This is a genomic window from Nocardia sp. NPDC004068 (assembly GCF_042874315.1).
Classification (GTDB): domain Bacteria; phylum Actinomycetota; class Actinomycetes; order Mycobacteriales; family Mycobacteriaceae; genus Nocardia.
The window spans coordinates 1-21,394 of record NZ_JBIAMW010000023.1 but is presented as its reverse complement, the minus strand read 5'-3'; the positions used below and the strand labels follow the sequence as shown (position 1 = coordinate 21,394).

Here is a 21,394-nt window from a genome sequence, read left to right as displayed (position 1 = left end):
AGCCACAATCACTCCGACAACCGTCCAGCGAAACCTATTGGGCTGCAACATAATAAACCAACCGGTACTTGGCGAAAGACCGCAACGCCGCTCAGGGGTGGTTGCTGCACGTGCAAAGAGCATGGTGTTCCGAATTCCACCCTCCACGATTGGCACAGGGCTCGTCCCCGCGCGTGCGGGGAGCAGGCCACCCCCCTTTTCGCCCGCACGCTCGCCCCGTCGACCACCGCCCGCGACCAGTCGACCACACCCGCCGCACCCAGCTCATCCAGGACCGCCCGATGCAACCGACGCCACACCCCCGCCTCGGTCCACACCGTGAACCGCCGATGCGCCGTCGGCACCGTCACCCCGAACGACGGCGGCAGCATCCGCCACGCACAACCGCTGGTCAACACGTACACCACCGCCGTGAACACGGCCCGCTGATCCACCGGCGACACCCCACCCCCCTGCGGACGCACCCGGAACTCCGGCAACAACGGCTCCACCAACTCCCACAACTCATCCGGCACCAACCGCAACGACAACGCATCAACCACGACTGATCATGATGCAACACAACCCATCTCAACGCACAGAAAACGAATCACATCCATGTGAGACACGGTCTTAGCAATCCGCCAAGCGCTTCATGTAGGACCGGTCCGTGCCTTGGGGCCGGTTGGGCGGGCGCACTCTACACCGGCGGCGCCCTAACCGAATTCGACAACCCCGAAAACAACCTGGGTACCGGTGCGCCGCCGGTGTGGATCGAGTGCGCCCACCGGCCCCAGGGCTCGGAACCGTCGATACGGGTCGGTGAGCACGCTGTTCGGCAAGCGTGTGCTGCGCCTGTACCTCCTCTTCGATGAGGTAGTCGCCAATACGCGCGTCGGACTCCAATTACGCACTCACCGAAGGGGTTTCGCATGTTCGATTGGACACTTCCCGATGATCCGGGCGAACTTCTCGCCGCCATCCCCGCGTTGCTCGGGTTCTATCCCACCGACTCGCTCGTCCTGGTCATGCTCAAACCATCCGACGATCCCAGCCGACTCCAGGTCGGCGCCGTCGCCCGCCACGATCTCCCCGTTCCCGGGAACCCGTTGCGGGACCTCGCTCGCCAAGCGACCGCGGTGTGCGCGACTCAAGGTGCCGTAGGCGTTCTGCTTGTCCTCATCGACAGCGAAACACACTCGGCGCCTGAGCTTTCCGACGTGCATCGGAGCGTCGCCGAGACGTTCGAACAGAGTTTCACCGCCGAGAACATCGCGATGCCGCGAGCATGGGCCACGTCCTCGATCGCGCCGAAGTCACCGTGGTGGAACATCTTCGACCCGAGCAAGACGGGAATTATCCCCGATCCCGACGCGTCGGCTATTGCGGTCGCCCACGTCGTGAAAGGCCGGCCGATCTTCCACTCCCGAACCGAACTCACCCGGATGATCCACCCCGATCGCGAGACCGCCGACCAAGTCCGAGAGCTGATCGACACGAATCCCACTCTGCCGCTGAGGGACCCGGACTCCGAGGCGGCAGAAGCCGAGCTGGATGAACAGCGCTCGACGATGCTTCGGCTCCTCATCGACCATGTCGACAGGCTGGATCTGGACACCCCACCCACTGTGCGCCAAATAGCGGAGATCGCACTGGTTTTGGGTGACGGGAAGGTCCGGAGTTGCCTGTTAGCGCTCGCTCTCACCGATCGGGCGGTGGCGGCGCAAAATCTGTGGGCTCTGCTCACACGAAGTCTGCCCGATCCCTACCGTGCCGACGCGGCCACGCTCCTCGGCTACAGCGCCTATGTCACCGGCGACGGACCGGCGGCCGGGATCGCTCTGCAGGCCGCGCTCGCCTCCAACAACCGACACTCCCTGGCAGGCCTCCTGGATACCGCACTGCGCGTAGGCCTCCCCCCGGACGAGGTCCGAAGGATGGCCGAACACGGTCTCGACGTCGCCTTCGAACTCGGCGTCGTTCTGGGCCCTGGGCCGGGCTTCGACTGACGGTCGGCTCCTCCCTCGTTCGGCCGCCGGTGTCGGTGGCGCGCGCCCGCCGCACCACCGACCGAACGACTTCACTCTGCCCAGCGTCCACCCGTGCGGGCAAACCGTGCCATCAAACAACTTTCTTAGGAGCTCAAATGAAACCTTCCGTCTCGCAACAGTTTTCGTCCACCATTCCGTCCGTTCCCGAAAGGCGGTATCGCCATGAGCATCGATGACCGCAAAACAGCCTGGGCCGTCCTGTCGCGCGCGGCACGCGGACCGTCGGCTCCGCTCCGACGCCTCGTCGCGGCCGAGGGTGTGGAGGCCGCCGCCGAAGCCGTCCTCGCGGGCGATGTGCCGGTCGCGGTGGATCGACACGTGCTCGAGCGGGCTGACCTTTCCAGCGCCCGCCGCGGTCTCGAAATCGCCGAACGCATCGGGGCCCGGCTGGCGACACCGGATGACGACGAGTGGCCGACCGCGTCGTTCGCGGCCTTCCCCGTGGTGACGTCGCCTGCGCTTGGGGCGGAACCTGTTGCGCCTCTGGCGTTATGGGTACGAGGGACGCCCTCGTTGCGGTCGGTGGTCGAGCGGGCGATCGCGGTGGTCGGCGCACGAGCCTGCTCCGAATACGGCGAGGGTGTCGCGCACGATTTCGCGGTCGATGCCGTCCGGACCGGTTGGACGGTGGTGTCGGGTGCCGCGTTCGGGATCGACGCCGCCGCGATGCGGTCGGCCTTGGCGGCGGGCGGTGTTGTGGCGGCGGTTTTGCCTGGCGGGATCGATCGACCGTATCCCGCCCAGTTGAGTCCGCTGCTCGCGGATCTGGTGGCGGCGGGCGGGTTGCTGGTCAGCGAGATCCCGCCGGGTTATGCGGCGATCCGCGGCGATTTCCTGGCACGGAACCGGCTTATCGCGGCGCTGTCTCGGTCCGTGATCGCGGTCGAGGCCGGGGTGCGCAGCGGTACCAGGAATACCGTGCGCTGGGCGAAACTGCTTGGTCGCCAAGCTTATGCGGTGCCGGGTCCGGTCTATTCTCCGAACTCGGTCGGTTGTCATGCGATGATCCGCCACGGCGACGCCCGACTGGCCACCTGCCTTGGCGAGGTGATCAATACCGCCTTGGCGGACTGCGGGGATCCGCCGACCGCCGCAACCTCTGTCGAGGAGGCGCGGCGATGACGGCACATGCGATAGGGCCGAACGGGCCCATCACGGTCCAGGTCACGATCGCGTCCAACCAGGGTGCGACCGCCTCCACGACCGGGATCACCGCCGAATCGCGCGATCGTGTTCGCGCGGCATTGCTCAACAGCGGTGAACCCTATCCTGCTGGCGCAGTGCAGATCTCGTGTGACAGTCCCGGGCGCGTGCGTGCGGGCTCGGCAGTTGATCTGGCCGTAGCGGTGGCGATTGTCGCGGCAGTGGATGCTTCGGTCCGCGAGGGGCTCGAGGACACACTGCTGCTCGGTGAGCTCGGCCTGGACGGCAGCCTGCGGCAGATCGAGGGAACGGCGGTCGCGATCGCGAGCGATGCCGCGGGATTCGCGCGTCTCGTCGTCCCCTATCCAGGGGACGTATCGGTCGACGGACGGCAGGTGCTGGCCGCTGCGAGCCTGGGCGAGGTGCTGGCGTGGCTGCGAGGTTCCGGCCGCTTGTTCGACGTGTCGATGAAATGCATGGTCCCGATCGAGCGCCCCGATAACCTCCCCGGCGGCCGTAGCGCGACCGCGAGTGAGTCGCACGTGGAGGCCCATCGAAAGGCTCTGAGCCGCAGTCGATGTCGAGGGCAACAAGGAACTGCCAGCGAGAATTCTGGGTGACGAAAGCCCGGAATGGTCGAACCGTGATCGCGGCCGTTGCGGTGGCCGGTGGTCGGGCGCACGCTACACCGGCGGCGGATCCGAACACGAGGCGGGAAACGCCCAGCAAGCGTGTTCTCCCGGGCGCCGCCGGTGTCGACGCGGTGCGCCCACCGGCCACCGCAACGGCGCGGTCGCAGCTCTCTGCCTCGGTGACAGCAGGTTTCGCCGGATTCTCAATCCGAGCGTGAATTCCCTTGCCTTCCAACATTTTTCAAGGAGTTGATGTCATGTCGAAATATCCTGGGCCGTGTATCGCGGCTCATCGCGAGGCCGCGCGTCTGGTCCAGCTCCGTCGTGAGCTGGACGAGCAGGAGAAGCAGTTCGTCCTGACCCATTGGCGAGGCCCGACCGACAGCGTCGTCGGGAGCGCGATCTTCACCCCGCTCCCGCTGGCACGAGCGATGACGCTGCATGTCGTCGGAACGCGGATCATCGACCTCGGCGCGGGCATCGGACATCTGGCCTACACGTGCCGAAACCTGCTCGCGCACCGCCACGGCGGCGGTTGCGAGCCCGAATTGGTCTGCGTGGAAAGGAATCCCGACCTCGTCCGCGTGGGTATGAAGATCCTGCCGGAGGCCACCTGGGTGTGCGCCGACCTGCTCACCCTGCCCGCGCGGAGAATGCGCGAATTCGACACCGCGATCGCGAACCCACCCTACGGCCGCACCATGCGTTCACGAAACGCGCACGGCTACACTGGGTTCCGGTTCGAGTATCACACGATCGCCGTCGCCGCGCAGATCGCTCGGCACGGCGTGTTCCTGATCCCGCAGTCCGCGGCACCTTTCCATTTCAGCGGCGAGCGAGGACTCGTGACCGGAACGGGCGACAGCGAATACGAGCGGTTCGTCGCGGGCACCGGCGTCATCTTGGAACCGGCCAAGGGCGTCGATACCTCGCTGTTCCGCAACCGCTGGCGGCTCAGACAGCCCGACACCGAAGTGGTCGTCTGCGACTTCACCGATCCCACGGTCCACCACGACCGCTCGGCCGTCGTGACCGGCTATCGCCTGCGGCAAATGATCCCGCATTCGACAACCCCGTCCGGAGGAGGCTGGCATGACTGACGACGCTGTCATTCGCGCGATGATCGACGTGGAGCGGTTCCGGGACGCTCTGCAAGTCGCGCCAGAGGTTGTCGAAGCCTATCTGCGCGCGGAGGGCTACGCCTGGGGCTACCAGGACGCGCGCGGACCCGACGCCCTCGACACCGATCAGGCGACGGCGTTCGCACGCACCTACGCGATCGCCACCGCCGATTACCACCGCGGCACCCGCGGCCCGTGCTCGAGTCTCGGACGAGCGTGGACGGCGTGGTGTGACCGCGGCGAGATCGATCCCCCCGCGCCCGGGGGTGGATCATGAACGATCCGCGCGTCCCGTCGCTGGAGCAGTGGCATCAGGCCATCACTGACAGCCCGGAGGCCCAGCGAATGTGCTGGGAGGCACTCGGTTACGCGCGCGGCTACTGCGACGCCATCCAGCGCGGATCCGGCGACGCCGTCGATTTCGCGCGCGCCTTCTCGATGCTCGTCGCCTCCGGCGCCTCCCGGCCCTCGATCGACGGCGCTTGGCGCAGATGGATAGCTGGGAAACACCTTACCGCCAACTAGGTGAGCAGCCCATTGCCGTTGTCTGTCAACGATTTTCACGGTTCACACACTCGAAGGGATTCAACCGTGTCTGTTTCCACCATTCTTCGTCATGGCGAGCTGGCCGATATGGTGGCGCTGCTCGAACGTCAGCAGGCCGCCAAGGTCGATGTCGTCGCGCCCGCGTCGGCGCTGCGAGCCCGCGATGGGCTGATCGAATTACGCGGTGTGGCACCGGTGATCGATGAGCGCGGTGTCACCCCGGTCGACGGCGACTACCGTCCGACGGCCGCGGCGGATTTGCAGATCGCCGCGAAGCTGGAGATTCCGGGCCGCTACCTGCGCCGTCTGCGCGAGGAGGACCGCCTCGACCTCTACGACGCCAACGTCAACGGTCTGCTGCACGGCCGCACCGACCCTGACCGGCCGCCGCAACCGGATCCGCGGTCGTTTCTGTTGCGGCTGTTCACTTCCGGTGTCCCGGACGAACCGGGCGTGCTGCGGGCGATGCTGTCAGACCGGTACGGGATCATCGACAACCTCGACGTGCTCTCCGCGGTCCTGGACGGGATCCGGCTGGTCGACGCCGACACCCGCATCCGTTCCTGCGATGTCAGCGACACCTCCATGCACTGCAAGGTGTACTCCCCGCAGGTGAAAGCGCTGGCGCCGCGGTTGCTGGCCAACTACCGCACCCCCTTCGCCGATCCCGAACTCGACGCCGAGCGCCAGCGGGTCGCGGGCGAGCTCGACCGGTGGCGCCCGGTCGCCGCCCGCGAAGGCCGCGGCTACGCGCCGGGCAGTGAGCCGATCGTGTTCGCCGGGTTCCGGTTCGCCAACTCCGAAACCGGCCACCACGCGCTCACGTTGAAGCCCGAGCTGGTGATCGAGATCTGCGGCAACGGCCTGACCCTGCCGCTGTTCGCGCACACCCGCCGCCACCTCGGCGAGCGCCTCGACGCCGGGACCGTCGGCTGGTCGCAGGACACTCTGCGCAAGAAGCTGTCGGTCATCACCGCCGAGACCCGCGACAAGGTCAGCGAATGGTTGTCTCCGGAGTTCCTCGCCGCCCGCGTCGACGAACTCGAACAGCACGCCGGTGCCCCGGTGCGGCAGCCGGAGCAGGCGCTCGAGGTGGTGTCGAAGAAGCTCGGGTTCACCGACACCGAACGCGCCGGGATCCTGTCGCATTTCATCGCGGGCGGGCAGCTCACCGCCGCGGGCATCGCCAACGCGGTCACCAGCTACAGCCAAACCGTCCCCGACCCCGACCGCGCCGACACCCTCGACGACCTGGCCCTGCAGGCGATGACCCTCGTCTGACCACTCCCCCAAGCCGAACCCCGCAAAGGGTTCTCAAGCGTTGCGTTGCAACGGTTTCCCCTCAATTCAGGAGGTATCACGATCATGGTCGACGTTCTCACTCGCACCGACTACGACCACCGCCAGTATCTGGGTTCCGCGGGCCCGGTGACCGCGCTCGCCGACGACATCGTCGCCCGCTGGCGCGCCGAACACCCCGACTGGACCGCCAAATACTGGGCATTCCAACCCGCCGAGGACACCGATCCAGTTCGGGCACAGCACTTTTGGCTGCGGCCGGTCAACGTCGCCGCACGGGGGAAGGAGCCCAAATGAGCTACTTCTCCACCACGTTCCAACCGGTGGGCGACACCGGAGAATCCACCACCGTGTCGGCCAGCTTCCGCGTCCGTAATCGGCGGATAATCCTGGGGGCAGGCATCGGCTGGACCCGTGATCTCGATCCGGCCGATTCGCTGGTCGAGTTCCGTCGAATCCGTTCTCGCCGTGCCGGTTCCGGTCCTGCGTTGCTTCCCTCCGCCGAGGAGGTGGTAGCTGTCTGCGATCCGGGCGCGACTCGGCCCGCCGATGTCCTGCTGGGGACGATTCGCGCGCTGGCGTGGCTGGCCGAGGAGGATCACTCCCCCGCCACCGGGCACGACGACGATCCCCAGCAGTTGGAACTCACCCACGACGAGCTGCTCGAACACATCGATCGGCTCGTCGCGAACCGCCTGCCGCGCGAGCGGTGGGATGCCGTCGTGCACACCGAAACCCTGGCAGCCGTGCTCGATCGGCTGGTCGCGCTCATCGTGACCCGCACGGCGATCACCCCGCACCCGCTCAAACCGAACCGGGTCGACGACGAACTCGACACCGCCCTGGCCGACCTCAAAACGGCCTACGACCACCTCGTCACCGACCTGCTGGCCGGGCGACGCCGCCTCCCCCGATACCAGACCGCCCCCGCGGACTGACCCTCACCAACAAATCCGGGAACGGTCCCGGCCAGTCGCTACCTGGCCGGGGCCGTTCCCTTTTCATCGTAAGGAATCAACTGATGACCTCCACCACCAACACCGAAACCGCCGCCGCCCACAAGATTCAGATTCCGGCGGGAGTCAAAGCCGAATTCCTCAAGCCGGCCGACCTCGAGATCGACGGCAATGTGCGGCAGAACTTCAACCTCGACGACCACCCCGAAGAACGCGAATCCATCGCCACCTACGGTGTGCAGAACCCGATCAAAGCGATCGAGGAACCCGACGGCCGGGTCACCGTGATCGACGGCCAGATCCGCACCCTCATCGCCCTGCTGGTCGGCATTGAAAAGGTCCCCGTCTGGCTCGAACCCGCACCGGACGCCACCGAGAAACAGCGCAAGATTGACCGAATCACCAAGCAGCTCAACCTCAATGACCGCCGCATCGCTCTGACCCGTGGCGACCGGGCCCGCGGCATGGCCGAGCTGCTCCAGCTTGGCCTGTCGGTCACCCGCGTGGCCAAGGTCGTCCAGGAAACCGATCTCGACAAGGTCCGCCAAGCCGGACGCGCTGGTAGGTCGGCGACCGCGTGCAAGCTCATCGACGACAACCAGCTCGACTTCGAGCAGGCCGCGATCCTCGCCGACTACGACAACCACGGCGACACTGAAGCCGTGGAACGGCTCCTGCGCGCTCCCCGGCACTACTTCGCCTACGAGGCGAGACTGATCGCCCAGGAGCGGGCGGACGCACGGGCGCGGTTCGAGGCCACCCTCCCCTACGCGGCGTTCGGGTTCGCCGTCCTCACTGACATGCCCGAGCACATCGGGCTCGACGGCGAATTTCTGCCCGCGTACGCGGTCCGCGCCGACGACGACTCCCCGCTCACGCCGGACACGCTGCGCGCCGACGCCGAGCACTGGTTCGTCTACCTCGACATCGAGGAGCACATGCAACTCGTCGACAAGGAAACCGGCGAGCCCGTCGACTCCGACACCGTCGACTGGCGCACCGAACGCAATCCCGAGCAGACACCCGCCGAAGGCAAACGGCACGCCGACAGCGTCGAAGAGCGCGACGTGTGGGCACCGCGCTACTTCATCCCCACCGCGGTCATCGCCGAGGCCGGATATCACCCCTTCGTCGAACCCGACACCGGCGACGACACGACCGCGGAAACCGAACCCGGGGACACCGTCGACCATTCGACGTCCGAGAAGAACGACGACCCGGACGCCGCCCGCGCGCTCGAACAGGCTCGCGCCGAACGACAGGCCCGCGAAGAGGACGCGCGGAAGGCCAGAGAGGAGGCAGAACGAGAAGCCCAGCGGCTCAACGAACTTCGCAAGGCGCTCAACAAGCAATTCGCCGCGGCGACCGACGCCCGGCGTGAGTTCGTCCGGAACTATCTGCACCGAGGCACCGTCCCGCCGATGACCGTCCGGTTCATCCTCGAGGCATTGATCAACAACCGCGGCCTGTTCGACGACTACGAAGGAACCAAGCTCGCCCTCCAGCTCCTCGGCATCGAGGGCTGGCGCGCCGAACTACTCGACGCCATCGACAAGGCGCGGCCCGGCCGCTACGCGGTGATCCTGCTGGGCCTGGCCCTCGGAGCCTGCGAAAGCCGCATCGCGAAGGAAGCCTGGAACCACAAGGACAACGGCAACCGCCGCTACCTCCACTTCCTCGCCGAACTCGGCCACCACCTCGTCCCGACCGAACAGGCCGCCGCCGGTGACATCGACCCGATGACCATCGACATCAGCTGACTCCTTCCCCCGTCGGCGGCGCAGGGCCACTTCAGGGCCTGCGCCGCCTTTCTCACCGCGGCCGCTGCTCCGCAATGACGCGAACAGTCTCTCTGTGAGCCATCACGGGGACGAGCTCGGCCGCTCCGTCACTTCGTTGGTCATCGAAGGAGAACGATGAACGACAACCCTTTTCGCCGGGCGGCATTCCTGGCTGCGGATCGCGGCTGGTTCGTCTTCCCGCTACGCGCGGGTCAGAAGACCCCAGCTCCTCTTCGTGAGCGGGCCGCCGACGGAACCCTGCTGACCTGGCCCCAGTACGCCACCACCGACCCGCACACCATCCAGCGCTGGTGGTCAGGCGACCGCCGCTACAACATCGCCATCGCCACCGGCCCCAGCAACCTCCACATCATCGACATCGACAGCGCACAAGCCGACGACCCTCTCGGCCACCTCGCTCCACCCCACACCCCGCTCCCGCAGACCTTCACCGTCCGCACACCCCACGGCCGACACCTCTACTTCCACGCAACCGCCGACACGACCCTGCGCAGCACCATCGGCCGCCTCGCGCCCCACATCGACTCACGCGGCATCGGCGGCTACATCGTCGCCGCAGGCTCGACCACACCCCACGGCACGTATCGGATCATCGACCATTCACCGGTCGCGCCCCTGCCCGACTGGCTCCATGATCGGCTCATCCCTCCACCGCCCCAACACCTCGACGCAGTGGCGCCGCCAGCGGTTCCCGACGCCTACCTTGCCGCGATCATCACCAGCGAAGCCGCCCGAGTCGCGGCCGCGGAGCACCACTTCCGAAACGCGACGCTGTTCCGAGCGGCGTTCCGGCTCGGAAGACTGGTCGCCGCAGGCGAACTCGACGAAACCCTCGCTCGCACCACACTCACCGACGCCGCGCTCAAACACGTCGGCCACCACGATTTCACCCGCGCCGAACTCGACCGCACACTCACCAACGGCCTCACCTACGGCGCACAACACCCTCGCCACCTCCGAGCGGGCGCATCCCTCCCACGCTCCTTGACACAGGGAGGGCCACGATGAGCTTGTCGATCATCGCATATGGCGGCGGGGTCCAGTCCACGGCCTTGCTGGTGCTCGCCGCCGTGAAAAGGATTCGCATTGACGCCGCGGTGTTCGCCAATGTCGGGGACGACAGCGAGAACCCGGCGACCCTGCGATACGTGCGGGGGATCGCCGTCCCGTGGGCGACGTCGCAGGGGGTACCGGTCCACGTCGTCGATCGCGTGCAGCGCGACGGCACCGTTGAGACGTTGTGGCAACGTCTCACGCGCCCGGATTCGCGGTCACTGCCCATCCCGGTTCGAATGTCCAACGGCGCGCCCGGAACCCGAAACTGCACGACCGACTTCAAGATCAAGGTCATCGGTCGATGGCTTCGAGCGCACGGAGCCAGCGCCCGCGATCCGGCGACGGTCAGTATCGGAATCAGCGTCGATGAGATCGAACGAGCCAACACCCGCCGAGCCGAGCCCCACGAACGCATCATCTACCCCCTGCTGGATCTGCGGATGCGCCGTGTGGACTGCGCGCGCCTTCTTCTCGATGTCGGTCTCCCCGTTCCGCCGAAATCCTCATGCTTCTTCTGTCCGTTCCACCGGCTCAGCGCCTGGGAGGCGATGCGGATCGAGCAGCCCGAACTGTTCGATCGCGCCTGCCACCTCGAGGACATCCTCAACGAACGACGGCAACGACTCGGCAAGGACCCGGTCTACCTCACCCGATTCAGTCGGCCGCTGAGAACGGTCGTGGACCCCGGCGTTCAGTTCCTTCCCCTCGACGACGACACCGGGTCCTGCGATTCGGGCTGGTGCATGACCTGAACGGTCCACCTTGGGCTGGTGACCGTGGACCTGTCGATCAGCCCCCACAGGGGATCAGGGGCGGGCCGGGTGAATCGGCGATGAACCTGCGCCACCCCGACGGGCGGGGACGAGGCCTCGCTCCGCTCGGTCGCCTGGCGGCGATCCCCGCCCGGGGCGCAGAACCCCCGCCGACCCTGAAGGGCCCGGCCCACCCCTGATGGCCACGGCCGCAGATCGACAGCCCCACGGGCACCCAGCCCGATCCAGGGGTTGGCGGTCGGTCAGGTTCCACACCCATCGATCAGTCAGGAGTTCGTCATGTCCGGAGAGCTGCACATCACCGTCGTCGGCAATCTCACCCAGGATCCCGACCTGCGGTACACCCCGACGGGCAAGACGGTCACCACGGTGACCGTCGCCCAGAACCCGCGCATCTACGACCGCGAGAGCGGTCAGTGGAAAGACGGCGACGCGGTGTTCATGCGCTGCAACATCTGGGACACGATGGCCGAGAACGTCGCCGACTCTCTCACCAGGGGAATGCGCGTCGTCGCTCACGGCCAGCTCAAGCAGCGCACCTACGAAGGGGACGACGGCAAGCGCCGGTGGGTCACCGAGTTGCTGGTCGACAGCATCGGTCCCGACCTGCGGTACGCGATCGCCAAGGTCAACAAGGTCGACCGCGACGCGGTCGACCCGCGCGCGGCCACCACCAGCGAGAAGCCCGCGCCCGCCGCGAGCTCCCGCGAGAAGGCGCCCTTCTGAGCGCCCGGGGACCGGCTCTGCCGGTCCCCAATCCTGGTCCCGCTCGGCGCTCGCCGAGCGGGACCACCCGTATTCCCGATCCGTTTCGGAGGTGATCCCCGTGATTTCCGACGACACATTGCCGTCAACAGATTTCCCCCATCAGGTGGAGTACATCCTGCCTGATATCGATTCCTGTCCCGAGGATTTCGGCGCGTTGTCGAAGACCGAGGTGCCCGTCAACGCGTGGGCGGAGAACGCACTCTCGCCGTCGCTCACCCTGGTTTTGTTGCTGTGTTCCCGAGTTCGGGAACTGGTCGATGAGGTGAATCGGCTGCGGTCGCTCGACCATTGTCTGCTCGTCGCGCTCGACGACTGCCTCGACCGGGAATCCGGTCACGCCTTGTGCGCGCACAACGAGCGTCTGGTCCGGTCCACGCCGTCGTTCGAATCGTCTTCGGCGAATCGGGACACCTATCGGTCGGTTTCGCGGTCCAATGGAACTACCCGACCGATCTCGGCATTCGCCTAGGAGGTCTGCGCTATGGCTTTCATCTGGCTCGCCGCCGTCGCGGCGCTGTTACTACTCGTGGTCTGGTGGGCGTTTCCCACCCTCGCCCGGATCATCGGGTTTCTGATCACCCTCGACTCGCTGCTGGCGATCGTGCTGTTCCCCGCCCAAGCCCTCCCGCATCGCCTGTGGTGGCTGCTGCTGGGCATCGTCGTGTGGCTGGCCGGGCACTGGGCCTGGGCGTTCAAACACGGATTCTGGGCCTCGCGGATCGCATTGCGGATCTTCCGGCTGCCCGTGCTGCGGCACACGATCCCCCGCTCCACCCTCGTCCCCCTCGACAACCGGTTCCGCTGAGCGCCGGGCCCGCCGCCGCGTCCCCGGCTCGGCGGACCCGGTCACATTCTGTCGCAGGCGGCGAATTTCGCCTGGCCCGAGCCCGGCGACCTCCCGCAGCCGCGATTCATCCATCCCCCGCGCGATCAACCGCCGCACAGCGTCCGCACGAATCCCGTCGGCCAGCTCCACGACCCGCGCGTACTCGTCGAGCGCCGCTTCGATCGTCGCGTCCCGCCGCGCGGCCGCCCGCGCCACCCGGTTCTCCGCCTTGCGGAATTCGAGCAGGTCGCGCTCGTTGTCCTTCGCGACCCGCAACTGCTCCTCGAGCATCCCCGCGGCCACCGACCGCGCCCACCGCCGCGCAGACACCTCTCCTCCCTCACTCATCTCGCAACCACCTCCAATTCATCTTCCCGAATCTCTGTCTTCCGTTCCACGATTCCATTCCGGCCCAATCTCTACAATCGCCGGATTCGGATTACCATTCCCCCATATGGGTCTTTACTCCATTCGCTGACACACCTCTTGCATCGCGATGCTACTAACGGGTAATCCATTTTCGACAAACGCTTTCCCGCCTACGTTCGATCGGGTGATGACGATCCATCGCCTCCACGCCGGCGAGGGCTACCTGTACTTGACACGGCAGGTGGCCAGCGGCGATCGTCTCCGTGACCGCACGCGGGATTTGACTCGCTATTACACCGACACCGGGACTCCGCCCGGAATGTGGATGGGCCGAGGCGCCACCGAACTCGGTGTATCCGGAATGGTGTCGGAGGCACAAATGCAGGCCCTGTTCGGTGAAGGTTTGCACCCGAACGCCGACACGACGATCGCCACCGAGATCGCGGCGGGCCGGACCGCGCAGCAGGCTATCGCGGCCGCGAAACTAGGGGCGTCATTCGCCCAGTTCACGACGAAGCAGTCGCCGATCACCGAGAACCTCGACCAGCTGATCGACGAGTTCACCCTCCGGCACCGTCGCCGCCCGACCTGGGACGAACGCACCGTCCTGCGCAGCGACGCCGCCCGCAACCACCTCACCGAGACGCTCGGACACGCGCCGCTGCGCGCGGAGATCGACGCCGCACTAGCGGAGGAGAAGGAGGCCAGCCGCAAGGCGGTGGCCGGGTTCGATTGCGTGTTCACGCCCCCGAAGTCGATCTCGCTGCTGTGGGGGTTGGCAGACGACGACCTCCGGGCCAAGGTCTGGCAGTGCCACCGCGACGCCGTCCGAGAAGTCTTGGAGTGGATGGAATCTCGGGTCGCGGTGACGCGCCGCGGCCACAACGGTGTCCGCCAGATCGACGCCGAGGGCTTGGTCGTCGCCGCGTTCGAGCACTTCGACAACCGCGCCGGCGACCCGAACCTGCACACCCACGCCGTCATTTCCACGAAAGTCCTTGGCAGCGACGGCAAATGGTCCGCGCTCGACGCGCGCCCGTTGTTCGCGGCCGGGGTGTCGTTCTCGAGTCGCTACAACGCCATCATCGTCGCCAAGATCCGCCGCCTCGGCTTCCGCTTCGAGGAACGTCACCGCGGTCGCGGCAAACAACCCGTGCTGGAAGTGGTCGGCATCGGCGACGACATGATCACCGAGTTCTCCCGCACCCCCGACATCATCGCCCGCACCGAACAACTCGTCGCCCAATACCGCGCCACCCACGGCCACACCCCCTCCACCACCACCCAGTACAAACTCGCCCAACAGGCCACCCTCGAAACCCGCAACGCCAAACCGGTCCCGACAACGTTGCGGCACATTGTCACCGAGTGGAACCAACGCGCCCAAGCCTTCCTTGGCCCGGACCGCGACGGCGCACGATTCGTCGCCGATCTCCTGCACGAGCACAACCACCCCGAGACATCACGAGCGTTTCGCGCCGAGGATGTCGCGGTCGCGGTCGGGGCCGATCTCGGCGGCAGCTCCGCGCTCGCGACAACCGACCGAGACACCCTCGACGCGTCCATCACCCGACACCTCGATGCGTACCCTTTCGCCACACCGCGGCATCGATCACGAGCTCACACCGCGGTCCACCGGCTGCTCACCCGCAGCCTGTCCGCGGAATTGCAGTACCGCATCGACGCACTCCGGGCGACCCGGCAACGCACACGCTTTGCGCCACAGGACATTTCGAGAGAGGTGGTCGAGACCGTCGCGCGCCGCCGCGCGACGTGGACCGAATCCAATATCCGTTCCGCGGTCGAGGACCGCGTCGCGGTGTGCGAGTTCCCCACCGACGCCGCCCACCGCGCCGCGGTCGAAGAGGTCACCGCCCTGGTCCGCGACCGGCTCTCCCTGCAACTCACCGTCGACCCCGAACCCGTCCCGCCCAGCCTCGCCCGCCGCAACGGCGACAGCGTCTTCACCGTCACCGGCGCCACCCGCCACACCTCCCACGCCGTCCTCGACGCCGAAAACCGACTCCTCCACGCCGCCGACACCCCCACACCCCACGCCATCCCCACCCACCTCGTCGACGACGCGATCACCGCACTCGAGCACGACCGCGGCCTCCGCCTGCACGACGACCAACGCGCCATCGCCCACTACCTGTGCACCCACCCCAGCCTGCTCGCGGTCGCGATCGGCCCCGCCGGAGCAGGCAAAACCACCGCCATGCGCGCCGTCGCCGACGCCTGGCGAGCAGCGGGCCGCGACGTCATCGCGCTCGCCCCATCAGCCGCAGCCGCGCGCGAACTCGGTGCCGCCCTTGACGTTTCGGCGAAGACGATCGCGAAGCTGCTCACCCAAGCCGAACACGATCTCCCGACCGGGCTGTCCCCGGGCGCGATGATCCTCATCGATGAAGCGTCGATGGCCGCCACCGCCGACCTCGACGCCACCCTGGCCCTCGCCCGCGCCCACGGCGCGGTCATCCGCGCCATCGGCGACCCCGAACAACTGTCCGCCGTCGAATCCGGCGGCATCCTGCGCACCCTCGCCCGCGACACCCGCGCACCCACCCTGCGCCGCCTGGTCCGCTTCTCCGACCCCGACGAAGCCGCCGCCACCCTCCACGTCCGCGCCGGAAACGTCAAGAAGGCGTGGGAGTTCTACGACACCCACGACCGCGTCAGCCACGGCATGAGCCACGAACTCCGTGACGCCGTCCTGGCGGCCCACCTCGACGACACCGCCCGCGGCATCACCTCGATCATGGTCGCGGGAACCCTCACCAACGTCGCCGCCCTCAACACCGCCACCCAAGCCCACCACGCCGCCACCGGCCGCATCGACACCACCGGCCCCCGAATCCGACTGTCCGACAACCACACCGGCTACCCCGGCGACATCATCGTCACCCGCCGCAACAACCCCACCCTCCGCATCACCGGCGGCCACCGCAACGGCACCAGCATCGACAACGGCGACCTCTGGCGCATCCACCACATCCACCCCGACCACTCCCTCACCGCCACCGGCACCACCCACCGCGGCACCATCCACCTACCCGCCGACTACATCCACGACCACGTCGAACTCGGCTACGCCACCACCATCCACCGCGCCGAAGGCACCACCGTCGACCACGCCCACACCCTCCTCGACGACACCCTCGGCCGCGCCCTCGCCTACGTCGCCCTCACCCGCGGCCGCCACCTCAACCGCCTCTACCTCGCCACCGACACCCTCATCGACCCCACCGGCGACCACCAACCCGACGACCCCACCCAACCCCAGAAAATGTTCGCCCGCGTCCTGGCCCGCGAAGACGACAACCTCTCCGCCACCGACACCATCCGCACCGAACAAACCGCCACCGACCACCGCCTCCACACCGCCTACACCGAGGGATACCAGCAACTCGCCGACGCCCACGGCACCTACCTCCTCGACCGCGCGCTCCCCACCGTCCTCTTCCACGCCGCCCGCCGATCAGAGAAGTTCCAAGAGCTGCTCGACACCATCGCCCTCGCCGACGCCCACGGACTCGACACCGGCGAACTCGTCGGCACCATCGCCACCAACAACCACCAAGACCTCGGCCAATCCCTCACAACCGCACGCGACACCGCCGCCGTCCTCCGAGCACGCGCAGACCACTGGATAACGAAACACGTCCACACCGAACAGCCGAACCACCACACGGCTCCCGCACCAGACCCAGAGTCTCTCGAATCCCCGACGAAATCCTCGGCATTACAAGACCTGCCGTACGACCAGCCCCTCCGCCCACTGCCACCGAATCACCCGGGAAGCGACACCACGCTCAGGACCTACCTCGAAGAACTACAACACCGCCTCCGCCCGACAACTCCATCGATCCCAACCTCGAAAATCCAGCCCACCCACCGCAACCGCCGCCATCTCCGCCGGGCCGCACCAGCCCCTCGTCGACGCATGTGACTGCATCTCATACCCGCGCGTGCCGGGAGCACATCATCGACGGCCCCCGCGTCACCTTCTCGAAGGGCTCATCCCCGCGCGTGCAGGGAGGACCACCGGCGCGGGTAGGGTTCGTCATCATGGCCTTGGGGCTCATCCCCGCGCGTGCGGGGAGCACGTTCATGCGTTGTGTCCGTTTGGATTTCGCGTGGGCTCATCCCCGCGCGTGCGGGGAGCACGCCTCCGTCCGTTCGCGATGATGATTCGTCCAGGGGCTCATCCCCGCGCGTGCGGGGAGCACGTCGGGGTACCAGATGCTCGCCGGTGTCATCCAGGGTTCATCCCCGCGCGTGCGGGGAGCACAGGGTGAACCCCGGCCGCAATACGCGCCGGATGGGTTCATCCCCGCGCGTGCGGGGAGCACAAGTCGCAGCTCTACAAGACGATGGGAGAGCCGGGTTCATCCCCGCGCGTGCGGGGAGCACCGGCGACTACTGCCGAGGATTGTGCCAGCCCTGGGTTCATCCCCGCGCGTGCGGGGAGCACACGGTTCAGGACCGCACCGGCCAGCATCTGCGGGGTTCATCCCCGCGCGTGCGGGGAGCACGACCAGCACATCGCGGGTACGGCCCTCGAGGAGGGTTCATCCCCGCGCGTGCGGGGAGCACCCCCGATCTCGCCGCGCCGCAACCCCGCCAACGCGGTTCATCCCCGCGCGTGCGGGGAGCACCTCGGTGAAGACCTTGGCCGCCTTGCCCACCCGGGTTCATCCCCGCGCGTGCGGGGAGCACGGATTCCGGCCCAAACCGTGGATGTACCGGCCGGGTTCATCCCCGCGCGTGCGGGGAGCACGATCCACCGTCTCCTGGTCGACACCGGTCATCCGGTTCATCCCCGCGCGTGCGGGGAGCACCATCCCGTCGCGAAGAACGACAGGATGCTGCGGGGTTCATCCCCGCGCGTGCGGGGAGCACGCTCCGGCCCGCCAGCGGGAGCATCGTCCGCTGGGTTCATCCCCGCGCGTGCGGGGAGCACGCGGCCAGCGGCTCGTAGGACCATTCGCCGCCGGGTTCATCCCCGCGCGTGCGGGGAGCACATTTGGATGAGAGCCCCGAGACCCTTTGGTCCGGGTTCATCCCCGCGCGTGCGGGGAGCACCCGTCCGATCGCACGTGCGACGGCTGCGACTGCGGTTCATCCCCGCGCGTGCGGGGAGCACCGCGACTGCTGCCCCGACACCGGGCGCGCACGGGGTTCATCCCCGCGCGTGCGGGGAGCACCTGGGTGAGGGGTGGTGGCGGCGCTACATGTGGGGTTCATCCCCGCGCGTGCGGGGAGCACACTTGATGACCTGCGGTGATGCAGCGCCATCGGAAGAATCTCATTCACTTTCGTTCGAGCGGCCTGAGACTCGGCGTGTCGAGAACCTCGGCGTGTCGAGCCGCGCCCTCTACGTCGAATACACACACTAAAATTGGAGCAGAAGTCACAAGCTGAGGTGCACAGGAAGCGATTCCAGCCGTCGAAAGAAGATGCTGCGCCGCCATCGCAGGGTCTCGATCGGTGCAGCCAAAGACAGGTGCTGGTACCGGTTCAGCAAACACCGCAGCGCCGTTACCGCTTCGGCGCGGGCCAAACGCGCGCCGAGGCAATGGTGAATCCCGGCACCGAAGGACATATGCCGCGCAGGCCGGTCGGGATCGAAAGGTTCTGTCCCACTAGAGTTTTGGGGGTCGAGATTGGCCGCCAGCAGCGAGACCATCAACAGTTCGCCGCGGGCAATCCGGTGTCCGGCAAGGTCGAGGTCGGTGTGGGCTTGCCGCAGGGTGGCGACCGGCAGGGGCGGATCGGTGCGCAGGGTTTCGTCGATGACCGCGCCGAGCCGGGCGGGGTCGGCCCGGACGCGGGCGAACTCTTCGGGTCGACGCAGCAGCGCCAACAAGGCGCCGAGTATCAGATTGGATGTCGTTTCGTGCCCTGCGATCAGCAGCAGCGCCACTGTCGACAATCCTTCCTTGAGATTCACCTCCGCCGACCTGACCAAGTCGGTGATCAGATCCTCGCGGGGCCGCAGGCGACGAGCCGCGAAATGCGGAACGATCAGCCGAGCGAAATCGGCACTGGCCCACCGCAACTCCGCCGCTTCCGCGACGGTGACATCGGACAACACAGCCGAGGACCGCTCGATCCGATGCTCATGCCGCGGAGAGATCCCGGTGATCGAGCAGATCACCGCCACGGGCAACGGACACGCCAGGGCCGGTACAAGATCGACGGGCCCGCTCGGATCAATAGCATCGACAAGTTCTGAAGCGAACGCTTCGATGCGTGGAACAAGCGCGTCCACCGCTGGCGGGGAGAACCGGTCCGCGGCGGCCCGACGCAGCCGCGCATGGTCCGGAGGATCGGCAGCGAGCATATGGGTGACCACCCACTCGGTGCCGTAGCGCAGAAGCCTCGAACGCCACCCGACGTCGGCACCCGAGGCCGCCGATACCCCCAGCATCGTGTCTCGCCCCTTACCGATACGCGGATCGGTCAAAACCCCATGGGCCAGGGTTTGGCTTGTCACGAGCCAGCCACGGACCCCGACCGGGGAAACGAACCGATGGATCGGACCTCGGCGGTGAACGTCGCGGTAGAACTGGTGCGGATCCCGAAAATAGGTGTCATCGAAGATCACAGTTTCGGTAGGCATTCATTTCCTCTGGTGGCGTGACCTGCGTGCAGGAGAAGCGCATCATCGGCTGTATGGCCGAGAAAATCGTACGACAGGAGGAACGCGCACGGTCACCGCAATGGCTTCTGGTCGAAACATTCGGTGAGCTGGACGGCAACTACAGCATCGTCGACTGGGGCGGACAGCCGAAAGAGTTTCTGCCCCTCGACAAGGCCGTGAAAGGAGCCGCGGCACGAATCAGACAAGCGGTCACCACCGTGGCTCACTCGCACGAACCGCTATCGGCGAAGGACGACGGCGGGCATCGCGTGGAAGCCTATCCGCATTTTGTCGGCGAACGCCTGCACGCCGTACAAGTCTGGTCGGGGACCGAAGACCAACAACCCCCGCCTCGCCTCCGCGCGGCGTCCTGGGACATCGACCTCACCACCCTCACCGCACTGGGCAGCACCGAATGGGCCGAGCTGGCCGACATTCCCCTCGACGAACGCGGCCAGGAGAGATCTCTGGCGAACATGTTCGCCCAAGTCCAAACCGACGAGCGGGAACTGCAAGCGATGAAACGCATCATCGCCGCAGTTCCAGGAACAACTCACCAGGGCGTCTGGACCGTGTACCGGCGCGACGGAGCCAGCTTCCGAGCCCACTTCTCCTGCCGCATCTACGCACAACCCGGAGCCGACGGGACCGAACATCGCGTCGCTCGAGGCGTCAGCCTCGAAATCACCTCCAGCACGACCGACACCAAGCCCCAACCCCTGGTACTGCTCGAGCACCGCCTCCTGGAGGCCGACGTACCACCAGGCGAGTACCGAGCACTGATCAACCTTCGCAACCTGCGCCTGATCCGCTGGGTACACGGCTCCCCCATCCCGGACCAGATCGCTTGGCGCCGTGTGGAAAACGAGCCGGAACCCGGCGTGCACCCTGACGATCGACGCACGATGATCGACATGGCGAAGGGACTCGCTCGGTCGAGCACCACAGGCCACCTACGAGTTCGAGGTGTCCACGGCGGATGGATTCCCATTACAGCACGCGTGAGCCTCGTAGCCATAGACCAGGAAACCACCGCCGGACTTGTCAAATTCACAATAGATCACTGACTTCGACCGATGGGATAGCTTCCGGGCCAGGCAATTCGGGCTGAAATTCAGTCCGCCCGATGCGCGAGCCGATCCGGATCGAATTCGCCATCCCGCACGCCAGCGAGGAACGCCGCCCACTCTGCCTCGTCGAATCTCAACTGCGTGTGGCTTCACTGCGCCTTCAAACGGTATCGCTTGACTCACATGCGAATTCGACAACCTCGGTGCTGCCGTAGGTCCCATCTCGGACCGCGTCGAGGAACGCCGTCCATGATTCGGAACGAAGGTTGTGTCCAGCAGGATGGTGTACGACCGGACGCCAGCGAAGTGGTGGCGTGTCGTAGCCGAGTAGAGGGTGGTCACCGCGTGATCCTTCAA

At 66.9% G+C, this 21,394-nt stretch carries 18 protein-coding genes, 1 pseudogene and 1 CRISPR repeat array; of the genes and pseudogenes, 17 read left to right on the top strand and 2 right to left on the bottom strand.

The annotated features are described in order from the left end of the window. Positions 1 to 161: 161 nt before the first annotated feature. Positions 162 to 542 (bottom strand): annotated as a pseudogene (locus tag ACFYTQ_RS35660) (transposase); the annotation flags it as partial. 369 nt (positions 543 to 911) lie between these two features. Between ACFYTQ_RS35660 and ACFYTQ_RS35655 the strand changes: the two are divergent. The 16 genes from ACFYTQ_RS35655 (at position 912) to mobF (ending at position 17,270) form a co-directional block, all read left to right on the top strand. After that, positions 912 to 1,988 carry a DUF4192 domain-containing protein gene (locus ACFYTQ_RS35655; RefSeq protein WP_387370476.1) on the top strand — a complete coding sequence of 359 codons (1,077 nt, stop codon included), beginning with the start codon at positions 912 to 914 and terminating at the stop codon, positions 1,986 to 1,988. A gap of 204 nt (positions 1,989 to 2,192) precedes the next feature. Then, positions 2,193 to 3,152, top strand: a complete 960-nt coding sequence (gene dprA, locus ACFYTQ_RS35650; RefSeq protein WP_387370474.1) for a DNA-processing protein DprA — start codon at positions 2,193 to 2,195, stop codon at positions 3,150 to 3,152. After that, positions 3,149 to 3,793 (top strand): magnesium chelatase domain-containing protein, encoded by a 645-nt coding sequence (locus ACFYTQ_RS35645; protein ID WP_387370472.1) that lies wholly within the window; start codon positions 3,149 to 3,151, stop codon positions 3,791 to 3,793. Before dprA ends, ACFYTQ_RS35645 begins: the two co-directional genes overlap by 4 nt. A 269-nt stretch (positions 3,794 to 4,062) precedes the next feature. Continuing rightward, positions 4,063 to 4,905 carry a methyltransferase gene (locus ACFYTQ_RS35640; RefSeq protein WP_387370470.1) on the top strand — a complete coding sequence of 281 codons (843 nt, stop codon included), beginning with the start codon at positions 4,063 to 4,065 and terminating at the stop codon, positions 4,903 to 4,905. Next, positions 4,898 to 5,203: a hypothetical protein gene (locus tag ACFYTQ_RS35635; RefSeq protein ID WP_387370468.1), complete on the top strand. Its 306-nt coding sequence runs from the start codon at positions 4,898 to 4,900 to the stop codon at positions 5,201 to 5,203. The genes ACFYTQ_RS35640 and ACFYTQ_RS35635 overlap by 8 nt, the downstream gene beginning before the upstream one ends. Next, positions 5,200 to 5,451, top strand: coding sequence for a hypothetical protein (locus tag ACFYTQ_RS35630; protein WP_387370466.1), 252 nt, complete (start codon positions 5,200 to 5,202; stop codon positions 5,449 to 5,451). The genes ACFYTQ_RS35635 and ACFYTQ_RS35630 overlap by 4 nt, the downstream gene beginning before the upstream one ends. 66 nt (positions 5,452 to 5,517) lie before the next feature. After that, complete coding sequence (locus ACFYTQ_RS35625) at positions 5,518 to 6,753, top strand: hypothetical protein (protein WP_387370464.1); 1,236 nt, start codon at positions 5,518 to 5,520, stop codon at positions 6,751 to 6,753. Positions 6,754 to 6,837: 84 nt separating this feature from the next. Next, the gene (locus tag ACFYTQ_RS35620) at positions 6,838 to 7,068 is read left to right on the top strand and encodes a hypothetical protein (protein ID WP_387370462.1); all 231 of its coding nucleotides are present in this window, start codon (positions 6,838 to 6,840) and stop codon (positions 7,066 to 7,068) included. Next, positions 7,065 to 7,709, top strand: a complete 645-nt coding sequence (locus ACFYTQ_RS35615; protein WP_387370460.1) for a DUF4254 domain-containing protein — start codon at positions 7,065 to 7,067, stop codon at positions 7,707 to 7,709. The genes ACFYTQ_RS35620 and ACFYTQ_RS35615 overlap by 4 nt, the downstream gene beginning before the upstream one ends. Before the next feature lie 83 nt (positions 7,710 to 7,792). Beyond that, positions 7,793 to 9,487, top strand: a complete 1,695-nt coding sequence (locus ACFYTQ_RS35610) for a ParB N-terminal domain-containing protein (RefSeq protein WP_387370458.1) — start codon at positions 7,793 to 7,795, stop codon at positions 9,485 to 9,487. 156 nt (positions 9,488 to 9,643) lie between these two features. After that, positions 9,644 to 10,537, top strand: coding sequence for a bifunctional DNA primase/polymerase (locus ACFYTQ_RS35605; protein ID WP_387370456.1), 894 nt, complete (start codon positions 9,644 to 9,646; stop codon positions 10,535 to 10,537). Beyond that, on the top strand, positions 10,534 to 11,337 hold the full coding sequence (locus ACFYTQ_RS35600; RefSeq protein WP_387370454.1) for a hypothetical protein: 804 nt from the start codon (positions 10,534 to 10,536) through the stop codon (positions 11,335 to 11,337). Before ACFYTQ_RS35605 ends, ACFYTQ_RS35600 begins: the two co-directional genes overlap by 4 nt. A 300-nt stretch (positions 11,338 to 11,637) precedes the next feature. Further along, positions 11,638 to 12,084 carry a single-stranded DNA-binding protein gene (gene ssb / locus ACFYTQ_RS35595; protein ID WP_387370452.1) on the top strand — a complete coding sequence of 149 codons (447 nt, stop codon included), beginning with the start codon at positions 11,638 to 11,640 and terminating at the stop codon, positions 12,082 to 12,084. A gap of 100 nt (positions 12,085 to 12,184) precedes the next feature. Then, a complete protein-coding gene (locus ACFYTQ_RS35590) occupies positions 12,185 to 12,595 on the top strand; it encodes a hypothetical protein (protein WP_387370450.1) in 411 nt (136 codons plus the stop codon). 12 nt (positions 12,596 to 12,607) lie between these two features. Then, positions 12,608 to 12,931 carry a hypothetical protein gene (locus ACFYTQ_RS35585; protein ID WP_387370448.1) on the top strand — a complete coding sequence of 108 codons (324 nt, stop codon included), beginning with the start codon at positions 12,608 to 12,610 and terminating at the stop codon, positions 12,929 to 12,931. A 517-nt stretch (positions 12,932 to 13,448) separates the two neighbouring features. Then, on the top strand, positions 13,449 to 17,270 hold the full coding sequence (gene mobF, locus ACFYTQ_RS35580) for a MobF family relaxase (RefSeq protein ID WP_387370446.1): 3,822 nt from the start codon (positions 13,449 to 13,451) through the stop codon (positions 17,268 to 17,270). 3 nt (positions 17,271 to 17,273) lie between these two features. Beyond that, a CRISPR array of direct repeats spans positions 17,274 to 18,589; the repeat unit is 29 nt; unit sequence GGGTTCATCCCCGCGCGTGCGGGGAGCAC. A 145-nt stretch (positions 18,590 to 18,734) separates the two neighbouring features. Here mobF and ACFYTQ_RS35575 read toward each other — a convergent pair. Beyond that, a complete protein-coding gene (locus tag ACFYTQ_RS35575; protein WP_387370444.1) occupies positions 18,735 to 19,946 on the bottom strand; it encodes a cytochrome P450 in 1,212 nt (403 codons plus the stop codon). 17 nt (positions 19,947 to 19,963) lie between these two features. Between ACFYTQ_RS35575 and ACFYTQ_RS35570 the strand changes: the two genes are divergently transcribed. After that, positions 19,964 to 21,034 (top strand): GAF domain-containing protein, encoded by a 1,071-nt coding sequence (locus tag ACFYTQ_RS35570; protein WP_387370442.1) that lies wholly within the window; start codon positions 19,964 to 19,966, stop codon positions 21,032 to 21,034. Positions 21,035 to 21,394: the final 360 nt, after the last annotated feature.

What these genes read in the sequence shown, in the direction of transcription:
- ACFYTQ_RS35655 (WP_387370476.1), top strand. Translation starts at nt 912, where the DNA reads ATGTTCGATTGGACACTTCCCGATGATCCGGGCGAACTTCTCGCCGCC.
- dprA (WP_387370474.1), top strand. Translation starts at nt 2,193, where the DNA reads ATGAGCATCGATGACCGCAAAACAGCCTGGGCCGTCCTGTCGCGCGCG.
- ACFYTQ_RS35645 (WP_387370472.1), top strand. Translation starts at nt 3,149, where the DNA reads ATGACGGCACATGCGATAGGGCCGAACGGGCCCATCACGGTCCAGGTC.
- ACFYTQ_RS35640 (WP_387370470.1), top strand. Translation starts at nt 4,063, where the DNA reads ATGTCGAAATATCCTGGGCCGTGTATCGCGGCTCATCGCGAGGCCGCG.
- ACFYTQ_RS35635 (WP_387370468.1), top strand. Translation starts at nt 4,898, where the DNA reads ATGACTGACGACGCTGTCATTCGCGCGATGATCGACGTGGAGCGGTTC.
- ACFYTQ_RS35630 (WP_387370466.1), top strand. Translation starts at nt 5,200, where the DNA reads ATGAACGATCCGCGCGTCCCGTCGCTGGAGCAGTGGCATCAGGCCATC.
- ACFYTQ_RS35620 (WP_387370462.1), top strand. Translation starts at nt 6,838, where the DNA reads ATGGTCGACGTTCTCACTCGCACCGACTACGACCACCGCCAGTATCTG.
- ACFYTQ_RS35615 (WP_387370460.1), top strand. Translation starts at nt 7,065, where the DNA reads ATGAGCTACTTCTCCACCACGTTCCAACCGGTGGGCGACACCGGAGAA.
- ACFYTQ_RS35610 (WP_387370458.1), top strand. Translation starts at nt 7,793, where the DNA reads ATGACCTCCACCACCAACACCGAAACCGCCGCCGCCCACAAGATTCAG.
- ACFYTQ_RS35605 (WP_387370456.1), top strand. Translation starts at nt 9,644, where the DNA reads ATGAACGACAACCCTTTTCGCCGGGCGGCATTCCTGGCTGCGGATCGC.
- ACFYTQ_RS35600 (WP_387370454.1), top strand. Translation starts at nt 10,534, where the DNA reads ATGAGCTTGTCGATCATCGCATATGGCGGCGGGGTCCAGTCCACGGCC.
- ssb (WP_387370452.1), top strand. Translation starts at nt 11,638, where the DNA reads ATGTCCGGAGAGCTGCACATCACCGTCGTCGGCAATCTCACCCAGGAT.
- ACFYTQ_RS35585 (WP_387370448.1), top strand. Translation starts at nt 12,608, where the DNA reads ATGGCTTTCATCTGGCTCGCCGCCGTCGCGGCGCTGTTACTACTCGTG.
- mobF (WP_387370446.1), top strand. Translation starts at nt 13,449, where the DNA reads ATGCTACTAACGGGTAATCCATTTTCGACAAACGCTTTCCCGCCTACG.
- ACFYTQ_RS35575 (WP_387370444.1), bottom strand. Translation starts at nt 19,946, where the DNA reads ATGCCTACCGAAACTGTGATCTTCGATGACACCTATTTTCGGGATCCG.